Raw genomic sequence first — 16092 nt, 5'->3', positions numbered from 1 at the left:
TTCATTCATGGCGAAACCGCCGGGTACATATCCCCAAAGTATAAAGGAAGATACGTACCCGGCGGTGAACGCTAGAGATTATCGCTGGTCACGCGGCACAAAGTCGCGCTTCGTGTAGCCGGTGTAGATCTGGCGTGGACGGTTGATCTTGGAGTTCATCGCCAGCTGCTCGCGGTACTGTGCGATCCAGCCCGGGAGACGGCCGATGGCGAAGAGCACGGTGAAGAAGTCCGTCGGGAAGCCCATCGCGCGGTAGATCAGACCGGTGTAGAAGTCTACGTTCGGGTAGAGCTTGCGCGAGATGAAGTAGTCGTCCTTCAGCGCGATCTCCTCGAGCTTCATCGCCAGGTCCAGGAGCTCGTCGCCACCGAGGTGCTCCAGCACCTCGTGTGCGGTCTCCTTGACGATCGCTGCGCGTGGGTCGTAGTTCTTGTACACGCGGTGGCCGAAGCCCATTAGGCGGACGCCCTTTTCCTTGTTCTTCACGCGGTTCATGAAGTCGGTGGCGTCGCCACCGTGGTTGTCCTTAATGTCCTCGAGCATCTCGAGCACAGCCTGGTTTGCACCACCGTGCAGCGGGCCTGCCAGCGCGTTGATGCCGCCTGCAATGGAGACGAACATGTTCGCCTGCGCGGAAGCAATCATGCGGACCGTGGAGGTGGAGCAGTTCTGCTCGTGGTCTGCGTGCAGAATCAGCAGCTTGTCCAGAGCCTTCACCAGGATCGGGTCAACCTCGTACGGCTCGGTTGGGTAGCCGAACATCATGCGGAGGAAGTTCTCGCGTGCGTTCAGCGAGTTGTCTGGGTACATGTACGGCTTACCGCGGGATGCACGGTATGCGTACGCCGCCAGCATCGGCACCTTCGCCATCAGGCGAACAGTTGCCTTGTCTAGCTGCTCCTCGTCGAGCGGATCCAGCTGGTCCTGGTAGTAAGCAGAAAGAATGTTCACGGACGACGCCAGCACCGCCATTGGGTGTGCGTTGCGCGGGAAGACGTTGAACGCGGCCTTGAAGTCTTCGTCGAGAAGCGTGTGGTGACGAATCTCGGAGTTGAACTTCTTGTACTCATCCGTCGTTGGAAGCTCGCCATTGATGAGGAGGTATGACACCTCGTTGAACGTTGCATTCTGCGCCAGTTCAGCGATGTCGTAGCCGCGGTAACGCAGAATGCCGTTGGCGCCATCGATGTATGTGATCTTCGACTCGGTCGAGCCAGTGGACACGTAGCCCGGATCGAAGGTGACAAGCCCAGTCTCCCCGAGGAGGTTGCCTAGCACCACTCCGTCGTTGCCCTCGGTGGCGGACTTGATGTCCATTTCGAATTCGCCACCTGGGTAGTGAAGTACAGCTTTGTCTTGACCTTCAGAAGCCATAGCAAACCTTTCTCAGAAGTTTCGGAAACCCTATTCCTTGCGGGATGCAAGGAGGTTGCAATTTACTCCCGCAATGCTAGCAAAAAATGTGACTCGCCCGACACAACTCAATAAATCTATTGACCACCACACCCCCATTTGTTCGATTTTCAAGTATCCGGAAAAGAGCTGGCGAAAGGCGCCCCGGGCGCGTCGTTGGGTAATAAGATGCAGTGAGACGCGAGTGACGTCGTCAAGTTTCTCTACCCCCTGTTACAGGAAAGGCTGTCATGCAAACATTTCCGGTTCTTCCCCCAGCTCTGCTTCCTAGCGATGGGCGTTTTGGCTGCGGCCCTTCAAAGGTTCGCCCGGAGCAGCTAGAGGCTATCGCGAAGGGCGCGGACATCATTGGTACCTCTCACCGCCAGCCAGCTGTGAAGAATCTTGTGGGTGAGGTCCGCCAAGGTTTGCACGACTTCTTCAGCCTTCCAGAAGGCTACGAAATCGTGTTTTCGCTCGGAGGCGCGACCGCCTTTTGGGACGCCGCTACCTTCGGCCTCATCGAGACGAAGTCTGCACACCTGACGTTCGGTGAGTTTTCTGGAAAGTTTGCGAAGGCCTCGGCCGCCGCACCATGGCTGGCTGATCCGCAGATCGTGGACTCCGCACCCGGCACCGCACCTTCACCACACGAGCTCGACGGCGCCGACGCCGACGTCGTTGCGTGGGCACACAACGAGACTTCCACCGGCGCGATGGTCCCAGTTCGCCGCCCGGACACCGATGCACTCGTAGTTATCGACGCTACCTCCGGCGCCGGCGGCCTCCCCGTCAATGTGCACGAGGCGGACGTCTACTACTTCTCGCCACAGAAGTGCTTCGCTTCTGACGGCGGCATGTGGTTCGCCGTGATGAGCCCAGCCGCCCTGGAGCGCATTGAAAAGATCCAGGCGTCTGGCCGCTTCATCCCCGCGTTCCTGAACTTGCAGACGGCCGTCGATAACTCACGGAAGAACCAGACGTACAACACCCCGGCAATCAGCCCTCTGTTGATGCTGGCGGAGCAGGTTCGTTGGATGAACGAGCTCGGCGGGTTGGATGCGATGGTTGCTCGCACGACGGCTTCGTCCTCCCTGCTGTACAAGTGGGCTGACAACCACGAGTTTGCAACGCCGTTCGTCGAGGACCCTGCTGCCCGTTCCAAGGTCGTCGGTACGATCGATTTCGACGAGCGCATCGACGCAGCTGAGCTGGCTAAGGCGCTTCGCCAGAATGGTTACCTGGATACGGAGCCGTACCGCAAGCTTGGCCGCAACCAGTTGCGCATCGGTCTGTTCCCTGCAATCAAGTCCGAGGACGTCAAGCACCTGACCAAGTCTATTGACTATCTAATCGAACAGGGCGTGGGCCAGAAGTAGTCCAGAACAAATGGGCTAAGCTGGTGGAGGTATTTGTCAGCGGAAAGGAGCCACATGCGCGAGTTGTACCTCATGGATGAGGAGTCCACGGAGACTTTTTTCGTCCTCCGAGATGACGAGGGCATCCGTTACCAGCTCGCGCGTTCCGAGATGCAGGCCGTGGCTGAGGAGGAATCCACCAAGCCTGAGCTTGAGGTTGCACCGGACGCGCAGGAACCATCCGCAGACGCTGACAATGCACACGGTGATGAGCACTCCGAGGACGCTACAGAGACAGCCTCCGAGGAGAAGCCCCGCAGCCTGCCGGAACCGGACCCGCTGTACTCCACCCCGCTTTCGATGCGCCCGAACCAGATCCAGGCGCGCATCCGCTCCGGCACCCAGCCATCCGAATTGGCTGAGGAGATGGGGGTAGCTGAAAGCCGGATCGACCCGTACGCCCACCCGGTGCTCCTGGAGCGCTCGCAGGTTGCCGAGGCCGCAAAGCAGTCGCACCCGATGCGCGAGGACGGCCCAGCGAAGCTGACGCTGTTCGAAATCCTCGCCACCGCTTTCGCTGCCCGCGGGCATTCGCTTAGCGATGCCACCTGGGACGCAACCCGTGAGCCCGGCGATGATTGGGTGGTGCATGTCCGGTGGCAGGCAGGCTTGAGCGAAAACGAGGCCCTGTGGTCCTTCCACCGTCAGATGGGTTCCGCACCGACGACGGAGGCGCGAAACTCCATCGCTGCAGACCTCACAGACCCGGATTTTGTGCAGCCAGTTCGTTCACTCACGGCTATCGATCAAGACGTCGATGAGGGCGAAGACGCCACCGATGCCCCCGCTGCTTCGGACGAGGATGCAATCGCGACCGGTGACTTCTTGCAGCACCCGGATGAGGCACCGCAGCCGCAGAAGAGGCGTCGAAAAGCTGTAACTCCGCACTGGGAAGATGTCCTGTTGGGGGTCCGAACAAACACGAAGCGGCCGCGAAAGTAGGGCCCCGCTATGTCTCATAACGCCGTGGTTACCTGCTGGTTTGTCAACGTCGCACACCCGGAGGACGTGCTCGAGGGCGAGCCGAAGGCGGACCGTGGGTTCGGCCGAAAGCTGCTCGCACAGGTTAACCCGGCGTGGCCTATTACCCCGATTGGCCAGTTCCCGCTGAATCGTTCCTCGGTTCCTGGTGTGGACGAGTATTACATCGCGGGGTACCCGGGAGTTGCGGTTGTCCGTTTCTTTGTCAGGGACGCGGAGCGCATCAGCGAAACCGCCAAGGCGCTGCGCACCGCACTGCCTAGCGCTGACACCTACGTCTACGCGGAAGGCACCGATTCGGACTACGCGGCGATCGCCCACTACCAGGGTGAGACGCTGCGCCGCGCGTTCTCTGCCACCCGCGACCACGTCTTCGAGGACGTCGGCTTGCCGGACCCGTTCGAGGCCCCGTACTGGGCCGGGGAAACCGCACCCCAGCTCGGCGGCATTTCGCTACCGTTCGAGCCGCCAGCGCTGATGCGCGAGGCTGAGCGCGCGTGGTTGGGTATCGAGGTCGGCGAGGACGGTCCGGATGTGCACATCATCGGCTACGCGGTGGATGGCCGCCCGGAGCCGAAAGTCGAGGCTCCTGCCCCACGCACCAAGACTGTCAACGAGGTGGCGGCAAAGTTCGCCGAGCAGACCAACACGTACGACGATTACGAGCAGCACGACGAAGAGGCAGAGCGTGACGAGTTTTCCGAGCTTGCCGACGCCTCCGTCGCAGCAGCAAAGCGCGTTGGCCGCGGGCTACGTCGCCGCGCCCGCGACCTGAAGGCTACGATTGCGGAGAAAATCCGCCACGCAGACCGCGGCTGATGAGGTCGCGCTGGCGCTCGTAGAACGCAATCGCCGCAGCCGTGGCCACGTTGAGTGAATCCGTTCCGGGCGCCATGGGGATTTTCGCGCGCACATCGGTCGCGCGCATTGCGTGCTGCGTGAGCCCAGGGCCTTCCCCGCCGACGAGAAATGCCACCTTCTCGTGATCGTTAAGTGCCTCTGAGAGGTACACGGCATCGTCCGCAGGGGTCAGTGACACCAGCCACCAGCCCTGTTCCTGCAGCTGTGCGAGCTCGCGCTGCCACGTGGTTGGGGTGCCGCCAAAGTGCGCAAACGGGGTGCGAAGCACATGGCCCATCGATACGCGGACGCTGCGCCGGTAGAGCGGGTCGGCGGTGGCGGCACCGAACAGCACGCCATCAACGCCCATGCCGGCGGCGTTGCGGAAGATGGAGCCGATGTTCTCGTGGTCCCCTACTCCCTCAAGAATTACCAGGGTGCGGGCATCTGCCACGACGTCTTCGACGCTCAGCGGTTCGGGTTTATCCGCGGAGACTAACAGCCCACGGTGCATGTCGTAGCCGGCGACCTCCCCCATCACTGCGCGGCTGATCTCGTAGACCGGTATTCCCTCCGCTTCGAGGCGCTCGCCGTACTGTTCCAAAAAAGACTGGAGGCGGCCACCGAAGCCGAACACCGCGCGGACAGGAAAGCGGGACTCCACAAGGCGTCCCGCAACAAGAGGCCCCTCCGCAAACACCAGGCCTTTCTCGCGGTCTGAGTGCTTCAGGTCGCGGATATCGTCAAGCCGGGAGTCGGAGGGGTCGTCGATAACTATGCTCACGCTTTACGAGATTAGCGACATCAACGGTCCTTGTGCGAAATAGATCAAGAACAGGGCAGAAATCAGCCACATGATCCAGTGAATGTCCTTGCGCTTGCCAGCGAAGAGCGCCATCACGGTAAACGCGATGAAGCCGACGCCGATGCCGTTGGCAATCGAGTAGGTCAGCGGCATCATGATGATGGTCAAGAAGGCCGGGAAGGCAACGTCGAAACGGGTCCAGTCAATGTTGCTGACCTGCATCATCATCAGCGCGCCAACCACGACGAGGACCGGTGCGGCGGCCTCGATTGGGACGATTTCGTACAGCGGGGTGAGGAACATCGCCAGCAGGAACAGGATGCCGGTGACCACGTTTGCGAGGCCGGTGCGGGCGCCGTCAGCAATGCCGGCGGACGAGTCCACGAACACCGTGTTCGAGGAACCAGAGAACGCGCCACCGACTACTGCGCCGAAGCCTTCAACAACAAGGGCTTTCTTCATGCCTGGCAGGTTGTCGTTCTCGTCGGTCAGGCCGGCCTGGCGGCCGAGCGCCGTCATGGTGCCCATTGCGTCGAAGAAGTTCGCCAACACGAGGGTGAAGACCAGGAGGCTGGCGGCGACGACACCGACCTCAACGAAGGCACCAACCATGTCGATTTTGCCCACGAGGGACAGATCCGGGATGCCACCCAAAGAATCCGGAAGCGCAGGGACCGCGAGCGACCAGCCGTGGTCATTCTCAGCGGACGAGCCTGCACCGACGAAGGACTCCACAATCATCGAGATGATCGTCGTCGCGACGATGCCGATGAACAGCCCACCCGGAATGTTCCGGATCACCATGAAGCCACAGATGAGCAGGCCGGTGACAAACACAGCCGTCGGCCACGAGGCGATCGAACCACCGAAGCCCAGCTGCACCGGGACAGTGGTGTGTGCCTCGTCAGGGATGCGGCGCACGAACCCGGCGTCCACCAGGCCGATCATCGCGATGAACATGCCGATGCCGACACTCATTGCCACCTTCATCGAGTTCGGGATGGCCTCAAAGACGGCGGTACGGAACCCGGAAATCGCAAGAATGCAGATGATAATACCGTCAATCACGATGAGGCCCATGGCCTCTGGCCAGGTCAGGCCCTGTTGCCCAACGAGTGTCACTGCAACGAGTGTGTTCAGGCCAAGGCCCGCAGCAATACCAAACGGATATTTAGCAATAACGCCGAACAAGATACACATCACACCGGCGGCAAGGGCCGTCACCGCAGCTACCTGCGGGATACCAAGCACGACACCTTCGCGGTCGGGGCTCGTGCCCAGGATCAAAGGATTCAGGAGCACGATGTACGCCATCGCAAAGAAGGTCACGATACCGGCGCGGATTTCGCGGCCGACGCTCGAGCCTCGCTCACTGATATGGAAGAATTTATCAAGCCCGCTAGCGGGCTGCTTCGTTGAAGATTCGCTTGGAATACTCACTGCGAAGATCCCCTTTAGTTCGTTGAGGAAGTTATGAAAGAGAGCAAAGTTGTTGCATGCATCGGCTGAAATCTATCTGCCAAAAGCCTGCAATAGACTTTTACCTTAGTGCACACACTTCCTAATAATTTCGACTTGGAGCCCAAAGTGGATGTATTCAGCTTTGTCATTTCGCAAGGCATGGTTGCAGATGCAGATCTGCTCACCTCGAAGCTTCGAGGCTGCGGCATCCCACACTCGGAGTTTGAACGCCTCCGCGTTACGGTCAGCCAGGTTACGGGCCCTCGCAAAGCGGTCGTCCACGTCACGGGAGGCCATGCGTCCTTGACGCTTCGCCCGGCGCCTGCGCCCTCCACGGAGATCACCATGTTCGCGGAGCCAATCCGGGATCAGCGCGCGCAGCCGAACAGGCACGGGCCGGACCTCGGGTGGCAGTTGCACGCATCGGCAACGCTGGGCACCAACGACGGATTGCTTGCCGACGCCAGCGGCCGCATCATCTCCGCACTCCTCCAACCACTGATCACATTTCCAAGCGCCACGCGGGCGGTCATCTCCGGGCACCCTGCTACCGCGGGGTCATACGCGCTGGAGGGGGTTGTGCGTGTGTTGGAGGAGGCGGGCGTCGAAACGCATGAGGCGCACGACGGCTTCTCACGCTTCGACCTGATGCACCAGGAGACGTGGGCCGTCGATGCTGTGCAGGGTGCCCGGCTTGTCGAGCAATGGCAGGAGTACGGCACACCCAAGCCTGGCCCCCGAATGATTTCGCGCGGTCTACTGCCGACGCACCGCGAGATCAATAAGACCCGGCAGCTGCGGGCATCACTGCTCTAGCGGGTTACTTCCCGTCGTGGCGCGGCGCCTTGGTATCTGCGTGGGCACCGCAGCCGTAGGATGCAGCGACGATGCGGCCATCAGCAGAGTATTCGTTGGTGCACACCCCGAAGTTCTCCCCCACTGGGTGCTCCATTGGAATGTAGAACGCGCAGGTCCGGCAGTGCAGCGTTGCCTGCTCGGCGAACGCAGAATTAGGGCCAAACTTGCCCTTCCGCCACCGCGTCTTCGCCGCGTTGAGGCCTTCTTGCGTGAGGTAGTGGTCAGTTTCCCTGCCTGGGAACGTCACTGCATCCTTTGCAAAGGAGTCTGTGGTCAGGCGCTCGTCGTCAGGCGCTGGCTCCATGATGTCGCCGGGGCCGAGGTCGCCGGGGCGAAGACGCTCGGAGTACGGCACCCAGTCCGGCGCCTGCAGCGCGTCACGAGCCGGCATGAGCGCGACCTCGTTGACGGTCACCCATGTTGAGCCCGTGGCACACGCGACGACCGCGTTCCATTCCCACCCGTTGTAGCCAGGCACGCTCGCTTCGAAGCGGTGCGTGGCCACGTTGCTCGAGAGCCCAGCGACACCGATGTGCGCGCCGACCTCGCCTTCCGCGATCTCGAGGATGGCCTCTCGCGCGACCTCAATTGCTTTGTCGCTCAGCAGTGGTGAAGAGTTCTTGTTCTGAGACACGCTCTCCATTATGGCCCATTTCTGGGGAAATGCTGCATGATGGACGTATGCGTGTTCACTCCCGACGGTTTTGGTCCATCCTGATGTGTCCTTTGGTGCTGCTCACTGTGAGTGGTTGCGATGAAGCTGCCACCGAGGTGGAGCAGCTGAAACCCGAAATCGTACAACGCTACGACTACGACCCTGCCCTGTTCACCCAGGGCCTCGAAGTCGATGAGGACGGCACGCTCCTCGTCAGTACCGGCCAATACGGAGCGTCCGGTATGTATCGGCTCACGGCAGAAGGCGACGTGTTGGGCGAGGTTGCCTTGCCAGACGTGTTCTTCGGCGAAGGCATGACCCGCGTCGGAGATTCGGTTTGGCAGCTGACGTGGCAGGAGGGCACCGCGTTTCGCCGCGATGCAGCGTCCCTAGCAACTGTCGATACCGCCCACTACGACGGCGAAGGGTGGGGGCTGTGCGCCACCGATGATGCACTTATTTTCTCCGACGGTTCCGCCGAGCTGCGCCGCATGGACCCGGACACGCTCGCCGAGCTTGCGCGGTTCGAAGTCACCGACCAAGGCAAACCCGTCGAGGGTCTCAACGAGTTGGAGTGCGTCGGCGACGACGTCTACGCAAACATCTTCACAACCACCGACATCGTGCGTATCGACGCCACCTCCGGCCACGTCACGGCCAGAATCGATGCGTCGTCTCTTCCCAACAACGCCGACGAAGACATAAACAATGTGCTCAACGGGATCGCGCATATCCCTGGCACCGACGAGTTTTACCTCACCGGCAAGCGTTGGCCTGACCTCTACCGCGTCCGGCTGGTCCCGTCCCAGTAGAATTTCGCTCATGACTGCTTCCCGCCGTGCTTCCTCTCGCCTTGCACTCCAACTCGGTGCGACAGTTCTCGCCGTCGCTATCCTGCTCGCTGGGGTGTACGCGTTCATGAACTGGCAGCGCTCGCAGCCAGGTCTTCCCGTAGAAGACCTTCGGATTCACGTCACTGCATCCGACGGCGAGCACGAGATCGCCCCCTACACGCTCTGCCCCCTCGATGAGCAATGTGACGGCGGTGAGCCACCGGCACTCACACGTGATGGCTCCGACGAACTCACATTCCGCATCGACCCAGATATCGCTGCGGGCAGCTGGCGCCTCCTCCTCATTTACGACGACCCCTCCGCCAACGAAGAGCGCCTCCACCAGGCGGGCGAGACCACCGAAGAGACCGCTCCTGCCGTCAAAGAAGGCGGGGCGAAACTCCTCGTTGCTGAAGTCTCGACGCTGGCCGTAAAAAATGACGACCACGGGGAAGAAATCCCGGTGGTCGCCACATGGTCGGTCGCGTTTGAATAACGCTTAGGCGTCAAGCTCCTTCGCCACTGCGCGCAGGATGCCCGCAACCTGTCGAGCCTCTTTGCGCTCAGGGTAGCGCCCAGCCGTCAACGCCGGTTGCACGTCGGACTCGATGAGCGTCATCACATCGGCAAGCATGCTTCCGAGTTCTTCTGGCTTCCTACGGTGCACGGGGCGACGCTTCGGCGTCTCCAAGATGGCGACGCGCAGCGCCTGCGGGCCCTTTCGGCCTGCGGCAAAGTCGAACTCGATGCGCTGTCCAGGCACAAGCTCATCCACACCATCCGGGAGCACCGACTTAGAAATAAATACGTCGTCGTCTCCAGGGTTGGATGCGAAGCCGAAGCCCTTGTCGGCGTCGAACCACTTCACCTTTCCAATTGGCATTAGTCTTCGTTCCTTCTCTGTTCTCTATGCAGACTCAGCAGTGGCTATCCATCATAGTCGTATCGCCCGTTCGAGCCCCAACACGAAAGAAAGTGCCACAAATCACACTCGCGCCAATTTGGCTCGTGAACAGGACAAACAGCCCTACCAGTCTCCCCGCGTCCGCGACACCGACCCCAAAAAGTGCCCGGAGCGTGACTAAATCGTTATAAAGCGTTAGGCTGTCCCGCAGCAAGAAAACGAGGCACGCTGAGTTCTGTTCGCCTCGCACAATTACACAAAGAACAGAAGCGGAGGACCCAACCTTCGGAAACTCCCTCCCGGAGCTTCCTTGGGGTGAAGTTGCTACTGCAACCGGACACCTCAGCCCGAACCCGACAGCTTACTTCGCAAGCGACAACAAGAGAGGACATCGTATTTTCATGGGACGCCATTCCAAGCAGACCACTTCCCTGACCAAGAAGGCACTCGCCGGCGCAGCCGCAACCGCGGCGTTCGCTGGACTGATGGCCCCAGAGGCCACGGCAGCGCCTGACTCTGACTGGGACCGTCTCGCACAGTGCGAGTCCGGCGGCAACTGGGCAATCAACACCGGCAACGGCTACCACGGCGGCCTGCAGTTCTCCGCGTCCACCTGGCAGGCATTCGGTGGCGGCCAGTTCGCTCCAACCGCGAACCTGGCAACCCGTGAGCAGCAGATCATCGTTGCAGAGCGCACCCTGGCACAGCAGGGTTGGGGCGCATGGCCAGCATGCTCCGCTCGCCTTGGACTGAACTCCGCTGCGACAAATCGCGACGCACAGGCTGTCTCACCGGCACCTGCTCCTGCACGCGCTGCCGTTGCATCCCCGGACGCAGCCCAGCGCCAGGCAGAGAACCCAGTTGACGCCCTGTACCGTCAGCTCGGCAGCTCCCTGAGCAACTATGGTTTCGCGATTCCGGCGCACATCCAGCAGTCCTACGCTGCGAACCGCGCGAACTACGATGCGTTCTACAGCCAGAACGCTGCACTGATCAACGCTGTTCGCTCGGGCGATCTCGCCGCTATCGGCGCAGCACTGCTGAACCGCTAAGCACTCAATAGAACGTGCCCGCCACAGAAAGCTTGTGGCGGGCACGTTTGTTTTGCTTTATGAAAGGGGCATAGGGACTGGCCAGCCCACTCTTTCAGGGCTGGCCAAAAGGTTGAACACTTAGCGGTTGATTCGCGTCGTTGGGTGGACGTACCCGATTTCTTCCGCCGGGAGTGGGAGCACGAGCTCGTCCCCAAACGGGCTAGATGCACCGGTAAGCTGCGAGGACAGCTCGGTGACAGGCGAACCATTACCAGGGGTGTTGGTGGGCCACGCCGGGTTCGCGCGACCGATCTTCTCTACGTCTTTAGCCATGCGTACTATTCTTTCACGCCTGGACAAAAATCGCACGTACACTAGCCAACGCTATGACTACGTTCCAGGAAGCGCTCCGCACGATGCGCCCCGAACAACTCCGGGAGCTCATTTATCTCAGGCCAGACGCCTTTTACCCCACCCCGCCATCCTGGGGTTCGCTGGGGACGCGGCTGTCGCTGGCTGGGTCTGCAGCACGAGCGTTACGCCGTCTCAACGCTGCCGAGTTGCGGCTTCTGGAAGCGCTCGGGGACGTCGGCGCCGAGCTCTCTCCCGTCGACACCAACAGTGTCCCCGCAGCGCGTGTTCCCGGGGCCGTCGAGCGTCTCCGTGCGATGGCGCTCATCTATGGCCCGGATACTGCTGTACGGGTCGCACCAGGGGCACTTTCCGCGCTGCCGTCGGGCTGGCGCCTCGGGGACCAGGCCCCACCGAACCTCGACGGGCTGCTGGAAGGACTCAGCGCCCGCGAGCGCTCAGTGCTGGATACGCTAGCGGCGTCAGGTTCCGTCGGCACGACGAGGGCCGCCGCGGCGGACGCGGATCCCACGACGCCAGTTGCAACACTCATTGCGAAAGGGCTGCTCATCCGCGTCGACGCCACAACGGTTCGCCTACCTCGCCCCGTCCGCGACGTCCTCCGTGGCCTGCCACCGCGCGAGTTCCCCGAGCACGCCCCTGCCGTCAACGATCCAGATCAGCCGACGATCGACCGCAACGCTACTGGCGCGGGCCTCGACGCGGTGCGCAAGCTCCGCCAGCTACTGCTCCTGTTACTTGAGTCCCCGGTCGCACTGAACAAGGACGGCTCCCTGGGGGTCCGCGCACATGCGGGGTTAACGCAGGCCCTCGGTTTCGATCCTGCGCTCCTCATTACCACGGGCGAATCCGCCGGCCTTCTCGGCCGTGGAAGCACCGACGAGGCCGACGTACTCGCGGCCACCCACGACGCTCTTTCCTGGTTGGACGCCACGCTCGCCGACCAGTGGGCTATCCTCCTCGCCGGCTGGCTCGCCTCGCCCTGGCGCACCGACAAGACGCCGGAGCACCGCCTCCTTTCGGAGCCCACCCACAACCCCGACGTCAGGCATGCCCGGAGGCGCATCGTCGAGTACGCAGGCCCCGACCAAGAGGCCCGATTACTGTTCCACGTACCGCTCATAGCAGCGAATTTCTCGCCCCAACTTATCGAAACCACCATCGCCGAAGCCGCATTCATCGGCGCGATTGGCGGCGTGGGGAGCTCGGCGTCGACACCCCTGCAAGCACTTCTCAACGACGGCGACGTCGTCGAGGCCACGAAGCAGCTCGTCCCCGCGGAGGTCTCGCAACTCATCGCGCAGGGCGACATGACACTGCTCGCCCCGGGGCCGCTCGATGCGGCGACCGCCGCCGTCGTCGAAGATATCGCCGACCTTGAATCGCCGGGCCTTGCCAGCATGTGGCGCATCAGCGACGCCTCCCTGAAGCGCGCCCTCGACCGTGGGCACGACGCCGACTCACTGCACACATGGTTGAAACAGCACATCATGGGCGAGGTTCCGCAGGCCATCACCTTCCTTATCGACGACCTCTCCCGCACCCACGGCGCAATCCGCGCCGGCAGCGCGCTGAGCTACATCCGCTGCGCCGACCCTGCCCTCCTCGCCGTGGCGGCTGAGCACGCCGATCTGCGGATCTTGGCACCCACCGTCGCCGTCAGCCCGCTTCCGCTGCCACGCTTGCTCCACGAGTTGCAAGCCGCGGGCCTGCAGCCAACCGCCGAAGACGACCACGGCGCCTCCATCACACTTGCGGAGGAACCAACACTGGTGCGAGCAACACCGTCCTCGCTCCCCCGAACCGCCTCTCTGAGCGAAGGGGACGTCGATAAGATTGTTGCGGCCCTCAACTCGGATACGAGCCAACCTTCCGGGGTCAGCGAAACGTCAACGACTGATATGCTTCGTGCAGCAGCCCGCGCCCGTCGCCGCGTCAAAGTTGAGTACGCGGACTCGCAGGGCGCGCAGCACACCCTAACGGTCATCCCGTTGACGGTGAGTGTCGGCGTCATTGATGCGCAGGACACGGCCACGCAGCGCGTGATCCGCATACCACTGCGGCGCGTCACCACTGTGACGCTGGTGTAGAAAGAAAGGTCCAACAATGACGTTTGGGGACGGCCCACTGATCGTGCAGTCCGATAAAACCGTACTGCTTGAAATCGCGCACCCGGACGCGGCGAAAGCTCGCGCAGCGCTTTCCCCATTCGCTGAACTCGAGCGCGCCCCCGAGCACGTCCATACCTACCGCATCACCCCACTTGCGCTGTGGAATGCCCGCGCCACCGGCTTCGACGCCGAGACCGCAATCGATGTCCTCGAGCGCTATTCCCGGTTCCCCGTCCCCCAGTCGCTCCTCATCGACATTGCGGAGACGATGGCGCGCTACGGGCGCGTCAGCCTACTCAACGATCCACAACGCGGGCTCATCCTCGCCACGGAAGAGCCCCCAATCCTGGATGAGATTACGCGCAACAAGAACATCATCCTGTTTCTTGGCCAGCGCTTCGACGAGCACACGGTAGGCGTACACCCGTCCGCGCGCGGGCGCATCAAACAAGAACTCATCAAGACGGGCTGGCCGGTGGCGGACCACGCCGGATACGTCGACGGCGAATCCCACCCAATCGCGCTCGACTTTGACGGTTGGGAGCTTCGCGACTACCAGCAGTACGCCGCTCAAGCATTCTGGGAGGGCGGCTCAGGCGTGGTGGTCCTGCCGTGCGGTGCGGGCAAAACCATCGTTGGCGCCGCCGCGATGGCGCAGGCAGAGACGACCACGCTGATCCTTGTAACCAACACTATCGCCGGGCGGCAGTGGTGCGATGAGCTGCTGCGCCGCACCACGCTCACCCCGGAAGAAATCGGTGAGTACTCCGGCGAAAAGAAGGAGATCCGCCCGGTCACCATCGCGACCTACCAGGTCGTCACCCGGAAAACGAAAGGCGAATACCGCGCCCTCGAGCTTTTCGACACCACCGACTGGGGCCTCATCATCTACGACGAAGTCCACCTCCTCCCCGCCCCCGTTTTCCGCATGGCGGCCGACCTCCAGTCCCGCCGCCGTCTCGGCCTGACCGCAACGCTCATCCGCGAGGACGGCCGCGAAGACGACGTCTTCTCCCTCATCGGCCCCAAGCGTTACGACGCCCCCTGGAAAGAACTCGAAATGGCAGGCTTCATCGCCACCGCCGAATGCATCGAGGTCCGCACCACGCTCACGGAAGAAGAGCGCCTCAGCTACGCGACGGCCTCCGCACGCGAGCGCTACCGCCTGGCCGCCACCGCATCAGCCAAGCTCTCGACGGTCAAGGACATTCTCGCCCGCCACGAGGGCGAACCGACGCTCATCATCGGAGCTTACGTCGATCACCTGCGCCACATCGCGCAGCAGATCGACGCCCCACTCATCGACGGCCGCACCAGCACCAAAGCCCGCGAAGAAGCCTTCGAGTGCTTCCGCCAGGGCGAGCTCCGCACCCTCGTCGTATCGAAGGTGGCGAACTTCTCCATTGATCTACCCCAAGCAGCGGTGGGCATCCAGGTGTCGGGCACCTTCGGTTCCCGCCAGGAAGAGGCCCAGCGCCTCGGCCGACTCCTTCGACCCAAGCCAGACAGCAGCGAGGTCTTGTTCTACACCGTGGTCACACGAGACACCCTGGACGCCGAGTACGCCATGCACCGCCAACGCTTCCTCGCCGAACAGGGCTACGCTTATCGCATCATGGATGCCTCAGACCTCAAACGCGGCCTATAGACTGTGGCCTATGACTGAACAACCATTCCGCTTCAACGTCGACGAAGAATACGCCAAAGAACACAACGAACTTATTCGAAATACCAAGAACCTCGTTACCTCAAGCATCGCTCTGTTCGTCGTCTGCCTCATCGCGGGCGTCATAGTCTGGTTCCTCGTCGACCCGACCTCCCCCTGGCGCCTACTCGGATCCCTCTCCCTTATCTTTTTCGGCACCATCATGCTGATCGTCGGTCTTGCTATTCCTCGCGCGGTTCCACGTACCCAAGCAATTTACGACGCCAACCCCCTCTCTCCCGCTGTCATCACCGATGACAAGGGCACCACAGTTACCCTCACCGCGTTAGTAAACACAGTCGTTGACCAGCAGTCCCCTGCCGAGTGGGCGCTCACCTCAACTGTGGTGCAACGGATCCCCGGCGTCACTCCTAAGGTTGGCGCTGCAGTTCCGTGCGTCGCTGTGGGAGGCCAGCGCACATCCCGCGACAAGGCACACTGGGCAACGATTACTCCGATGCCAATCGCGTGGGGCACCCCTTCAGAGGAAGTTATCAAACAAGCCACGGACTACATCCCCGACGATCAGTGGCGCGCCCTCAAGCAAGCTATCCGCGACGAGGATCTAGTCAAGAAGTCTAGAAATGAGCTCATAGCTCTTTAGGCCGACATCCTCGCCTCAGCGTACGCCCCAGGGAATGCTTATGTCCCCTGGGGCGTATTGCTTGCGCCATGCCTCAGCCATTGAGGCCAGGTAGCCTGAGAGGCCTAACACTTTGAACG

General features: G+C 61.8%; 16 protein-coding genes and 1 riboswitch. Of the genes, 10 read left to right on the top strand and 6 right to left on the bottom strand.

What is annotated here, in order from left to right:
• Positions 1 to 78: 78 nt before the first annotated feature.
• Positions 79 to 1374 (bottom strand): citrate synthase, encoded by a 1296-nt coding sequence (locus tag KBP54_RS03475; RefSeq protein WP_070362855.1) that lies wholly within the window; start codon positions 1372 to 1374, stop codon positions 79 to 81.
• A gap of 269 nt (positions 1375 to 1643) precedes the next feature.
• Between KBP54_RS03475 and serC the strand changes: the two genes are divergently transcribed.
• Genes serC through KBP54_RS03460 form a run of 3 tightly spaced genes read left to right on the top strand, consistent with a single transcriptional unit; the run spans position 1644 to position 4610 of the window.
• The gene (gene serC / locus KBP54_RS03470; protein ID WP_070362856.1) at positions 1644 to 2771 is read left to right on the top strand and encodes a phosphoserine transaminase; all 1128 of its coding nucleotides are present in this window, start codon (positions 1644 to 1646) and stop codon (positions 2769 to 2771) included.
• A gap of 54 nt (positions 2772 to 2825) precedes the next feature.
• The gene (gene sepH / locus KBP54_RS03465; RefSeq protein WP_070479219.1) at positions 2826 to 3752 is read left to right on the top strand and encodes a septation protein SepH; all 927 of its coding nucleotides are present in this window, start codon (positions 2826 to 2828) and stop codon (positions 3750 to 3752) included.
• 9 nt (positions 3753 to 3761) lie between these two features.
• Positions 3762 to 4610, top strand: a complete 849-nt coding sequence (locus tag KBP54_RS03460; RefSeq protein ID WP_256006329.1) for a DUF6928 family protein — start codon at positions 3762 to 3764, stop codon at positions 4608 to 4610.
• Here KBP54_RS03460 and KBP54_RS03455 read toward each other — a convergent pair.
• Positions 4570 to 5415 carry a TrmH family RNA methyltransferase gene (locus tag KBP54_RS03455; protein ID WP_256006327.1) on the bottom strand — a complete coding sequence of 282 codons (846 nt, stop codon included), beginning with the start codon at positions 5413 to 5415 and terminating at the stop codon, positions 4570 to 4572. The two genes, KBP54_RS03460 and KBP54_RS03455, sit on opposite strands and share 41 nt — an antisense overlap.
• Before the next feature lie 3 nt (positions 5416 to 5418).
• Positions 5419 to 6876, bottom strand: coding sequence for an NCS2 family permease (locus KBP54_RS03450; protein WP_256006324.1), 1458 nt, complete (start codon positions 6874 to 6876; stop codon positions 5419 to 5421).
• 180 nt (positions 6877 to 7056) lie between these two features.
• Here KBP54_RS03450 and KBP54_RS03445 point away from each other — a divergent pair, with 180 nt between their 5' ends.
• Positions 7057 to 7713, top strand: coding sequence for a hypothetical protein (locus KBP54_RS03445; protein WP_256006322.1), 657 nt, complete (start codon positions 7057 to 7059; stop codon positions 7711 to 7713).
• Between the two features lie 4 nt (positions 7714 to 7717).
• Here the strand turns inward: KBP54_RS03445 and KBP54_RS03440 are convergent, their stop codons facing one another.
• Positions 7718 to 8389 carry a DUF3027 domain-containing protein gene (locus tag KBP54_RS03440; protein WP_369822037.1) on the bottom strand — a complete coding sequence of 224 codons (672 nt, stop codon included), beginning with the start codon at positions 8387 to 8389 and terminating at the stop codon, positions 7718 to 7720.
• A gap of 47 nt (positions 8390 to 8436) precedes the next feature.
• Between KBP54_RS03440 and KBP54_RS03435 the strand changes: the two genes are divergently transcribed.
• Complete coding sequence (locus KBP54_RS03435) at positions 8437 to 9222, top strand: glutaminyl-peptide cyclotransferase (RefSeq protein WP_070976442.1); 786 nt, start codon at positions 8437 to 8439, stop codon at positions 9220 to 9222.
• A 10-nt stretch (positions 9223 to 9232) separates the two neighbouring features.
• The gene (locus KBP54_RS03430) at positions 9233 to 9739 is read left to right on the top strand and encodes a DUF2771 domain-containing protein (protein ID WP_070362862.1); all 507 of its coding nucleotides are present in this window, start codon (positions 9233 to 9235) and stop codon (positions 9737 to 9739) included.
• A gap of 3 nt (positions 9740 to 9742) precedes the next feature.
• Here the strand turns inward: KBP54_RS03430 and KBP54_RS03425 are convergent, their stop codons facing one another.
• A complete protein-coding gene (locus KBP54_RS03425; protein ID WP_070362863.1) occupies positions 9743 to 10126 on the bottom strand; it encodes a cold-shock protein in 384 nt (127 codons plus the stop codon).
• A gap of 237 nt (positions 10127 to 10363) precedes the next feature.
• Positions 10364 to 10537, top strand: a riboswitch (cyclic di-AMP (ydaO/yuaA leader).
• Positions 10538 to 10548: 11 nt separating this feature from the next.
• On the opposite strand from KBP54_RS03425, the gene KBP54_RS03420 reads away from it, so the two are divergent.
• Positions 10549 to 11199, top strand: a complete 651-nt coding sequence (locus tag KBP54_RS03420) for a resuscitation-promoting factor Rpf1 domain-containing protein (RefSeq protein ID WP_070362865.1) — start codon at positions 10549 to 10551, stop codon at positions 11197 to 11199.
• Between the two features lie 120 nt (positions 11200 to 11319).
• On the opposite strand, the gene KBP54_RS03415 is transcribed toward KBP54_RS03420, so the two are convergent.
• Positions 11320 to 11514 carry a hypothetical protein gene (locus KBP54_RS03415; protein WP_070362866.1) on the bottom strand — a complete coding sequence of 65 codons (195 nt, stop codon included), beginning with the start codon at positions 11512 to 11514 and terminating at the stop codon, positions 11320 to 11322.
• Positions 11515 to 11567: 53 nt separating this feature from the next.
• On the opposite strand from KBP54_RS03415, the gene KBP54_RS03410 reads away from it, so the two are divergent.
• From KBP54_RS03410 to KBP54_RS03400, 3 genes are read left to right on the top strand one after another with little or no spacing between them, the layout of a single operon-like run.
• Positions 11568 to 13643: a helicase-associated domain-containing protein gene (locus KBP54_RS03410; protein ID WP_256006320.1), complete on the top strand. Its 2076-nt coding sequence runs from the start codon at positions 11568 to 11570 to the stop codon at positions 13641 to 13643.
• 16 nt (positions 13644 to 13659) lie between these two features.
• Entirely contained in the window at positions 13660 to 15312 is a 1653-nt protein-coding gene (locus KBP54_RS03405; RefSeq protein ID WP_256006318.1) for a DNA repair helicase XPB, read from the top strand.
• Between the two features lie 10 nt (positions 15313 to 15322).
• Positions 15323 to 15973, top strand: a complete 651-nt coding sequence (locus KBP54_RS03400) for a DUF3239 domain-containing protein (protein ID WP_070976074.1) — start codon at positions 15323 to 15325, stop codon at positions 15971 to 15973.
• The last annotated feature ends 119 nt before the right edge of the window (positions 15974 to 16092 follow it).

Source organism: Corynebacterium pseudogenitalium, assembly GCF_024453815.1.
GTDB classification, from domain to species: domain Bacteria; phylum Actinomycetota; class Actinomycetes; order Mycobacteriales; family Mycobacteriaceae; genus Corynebacterium; species Corynebacterium pseudogenitalium.
This window is presented reverse-complemented; position numbering and strand designations above follow the sequence as displayed.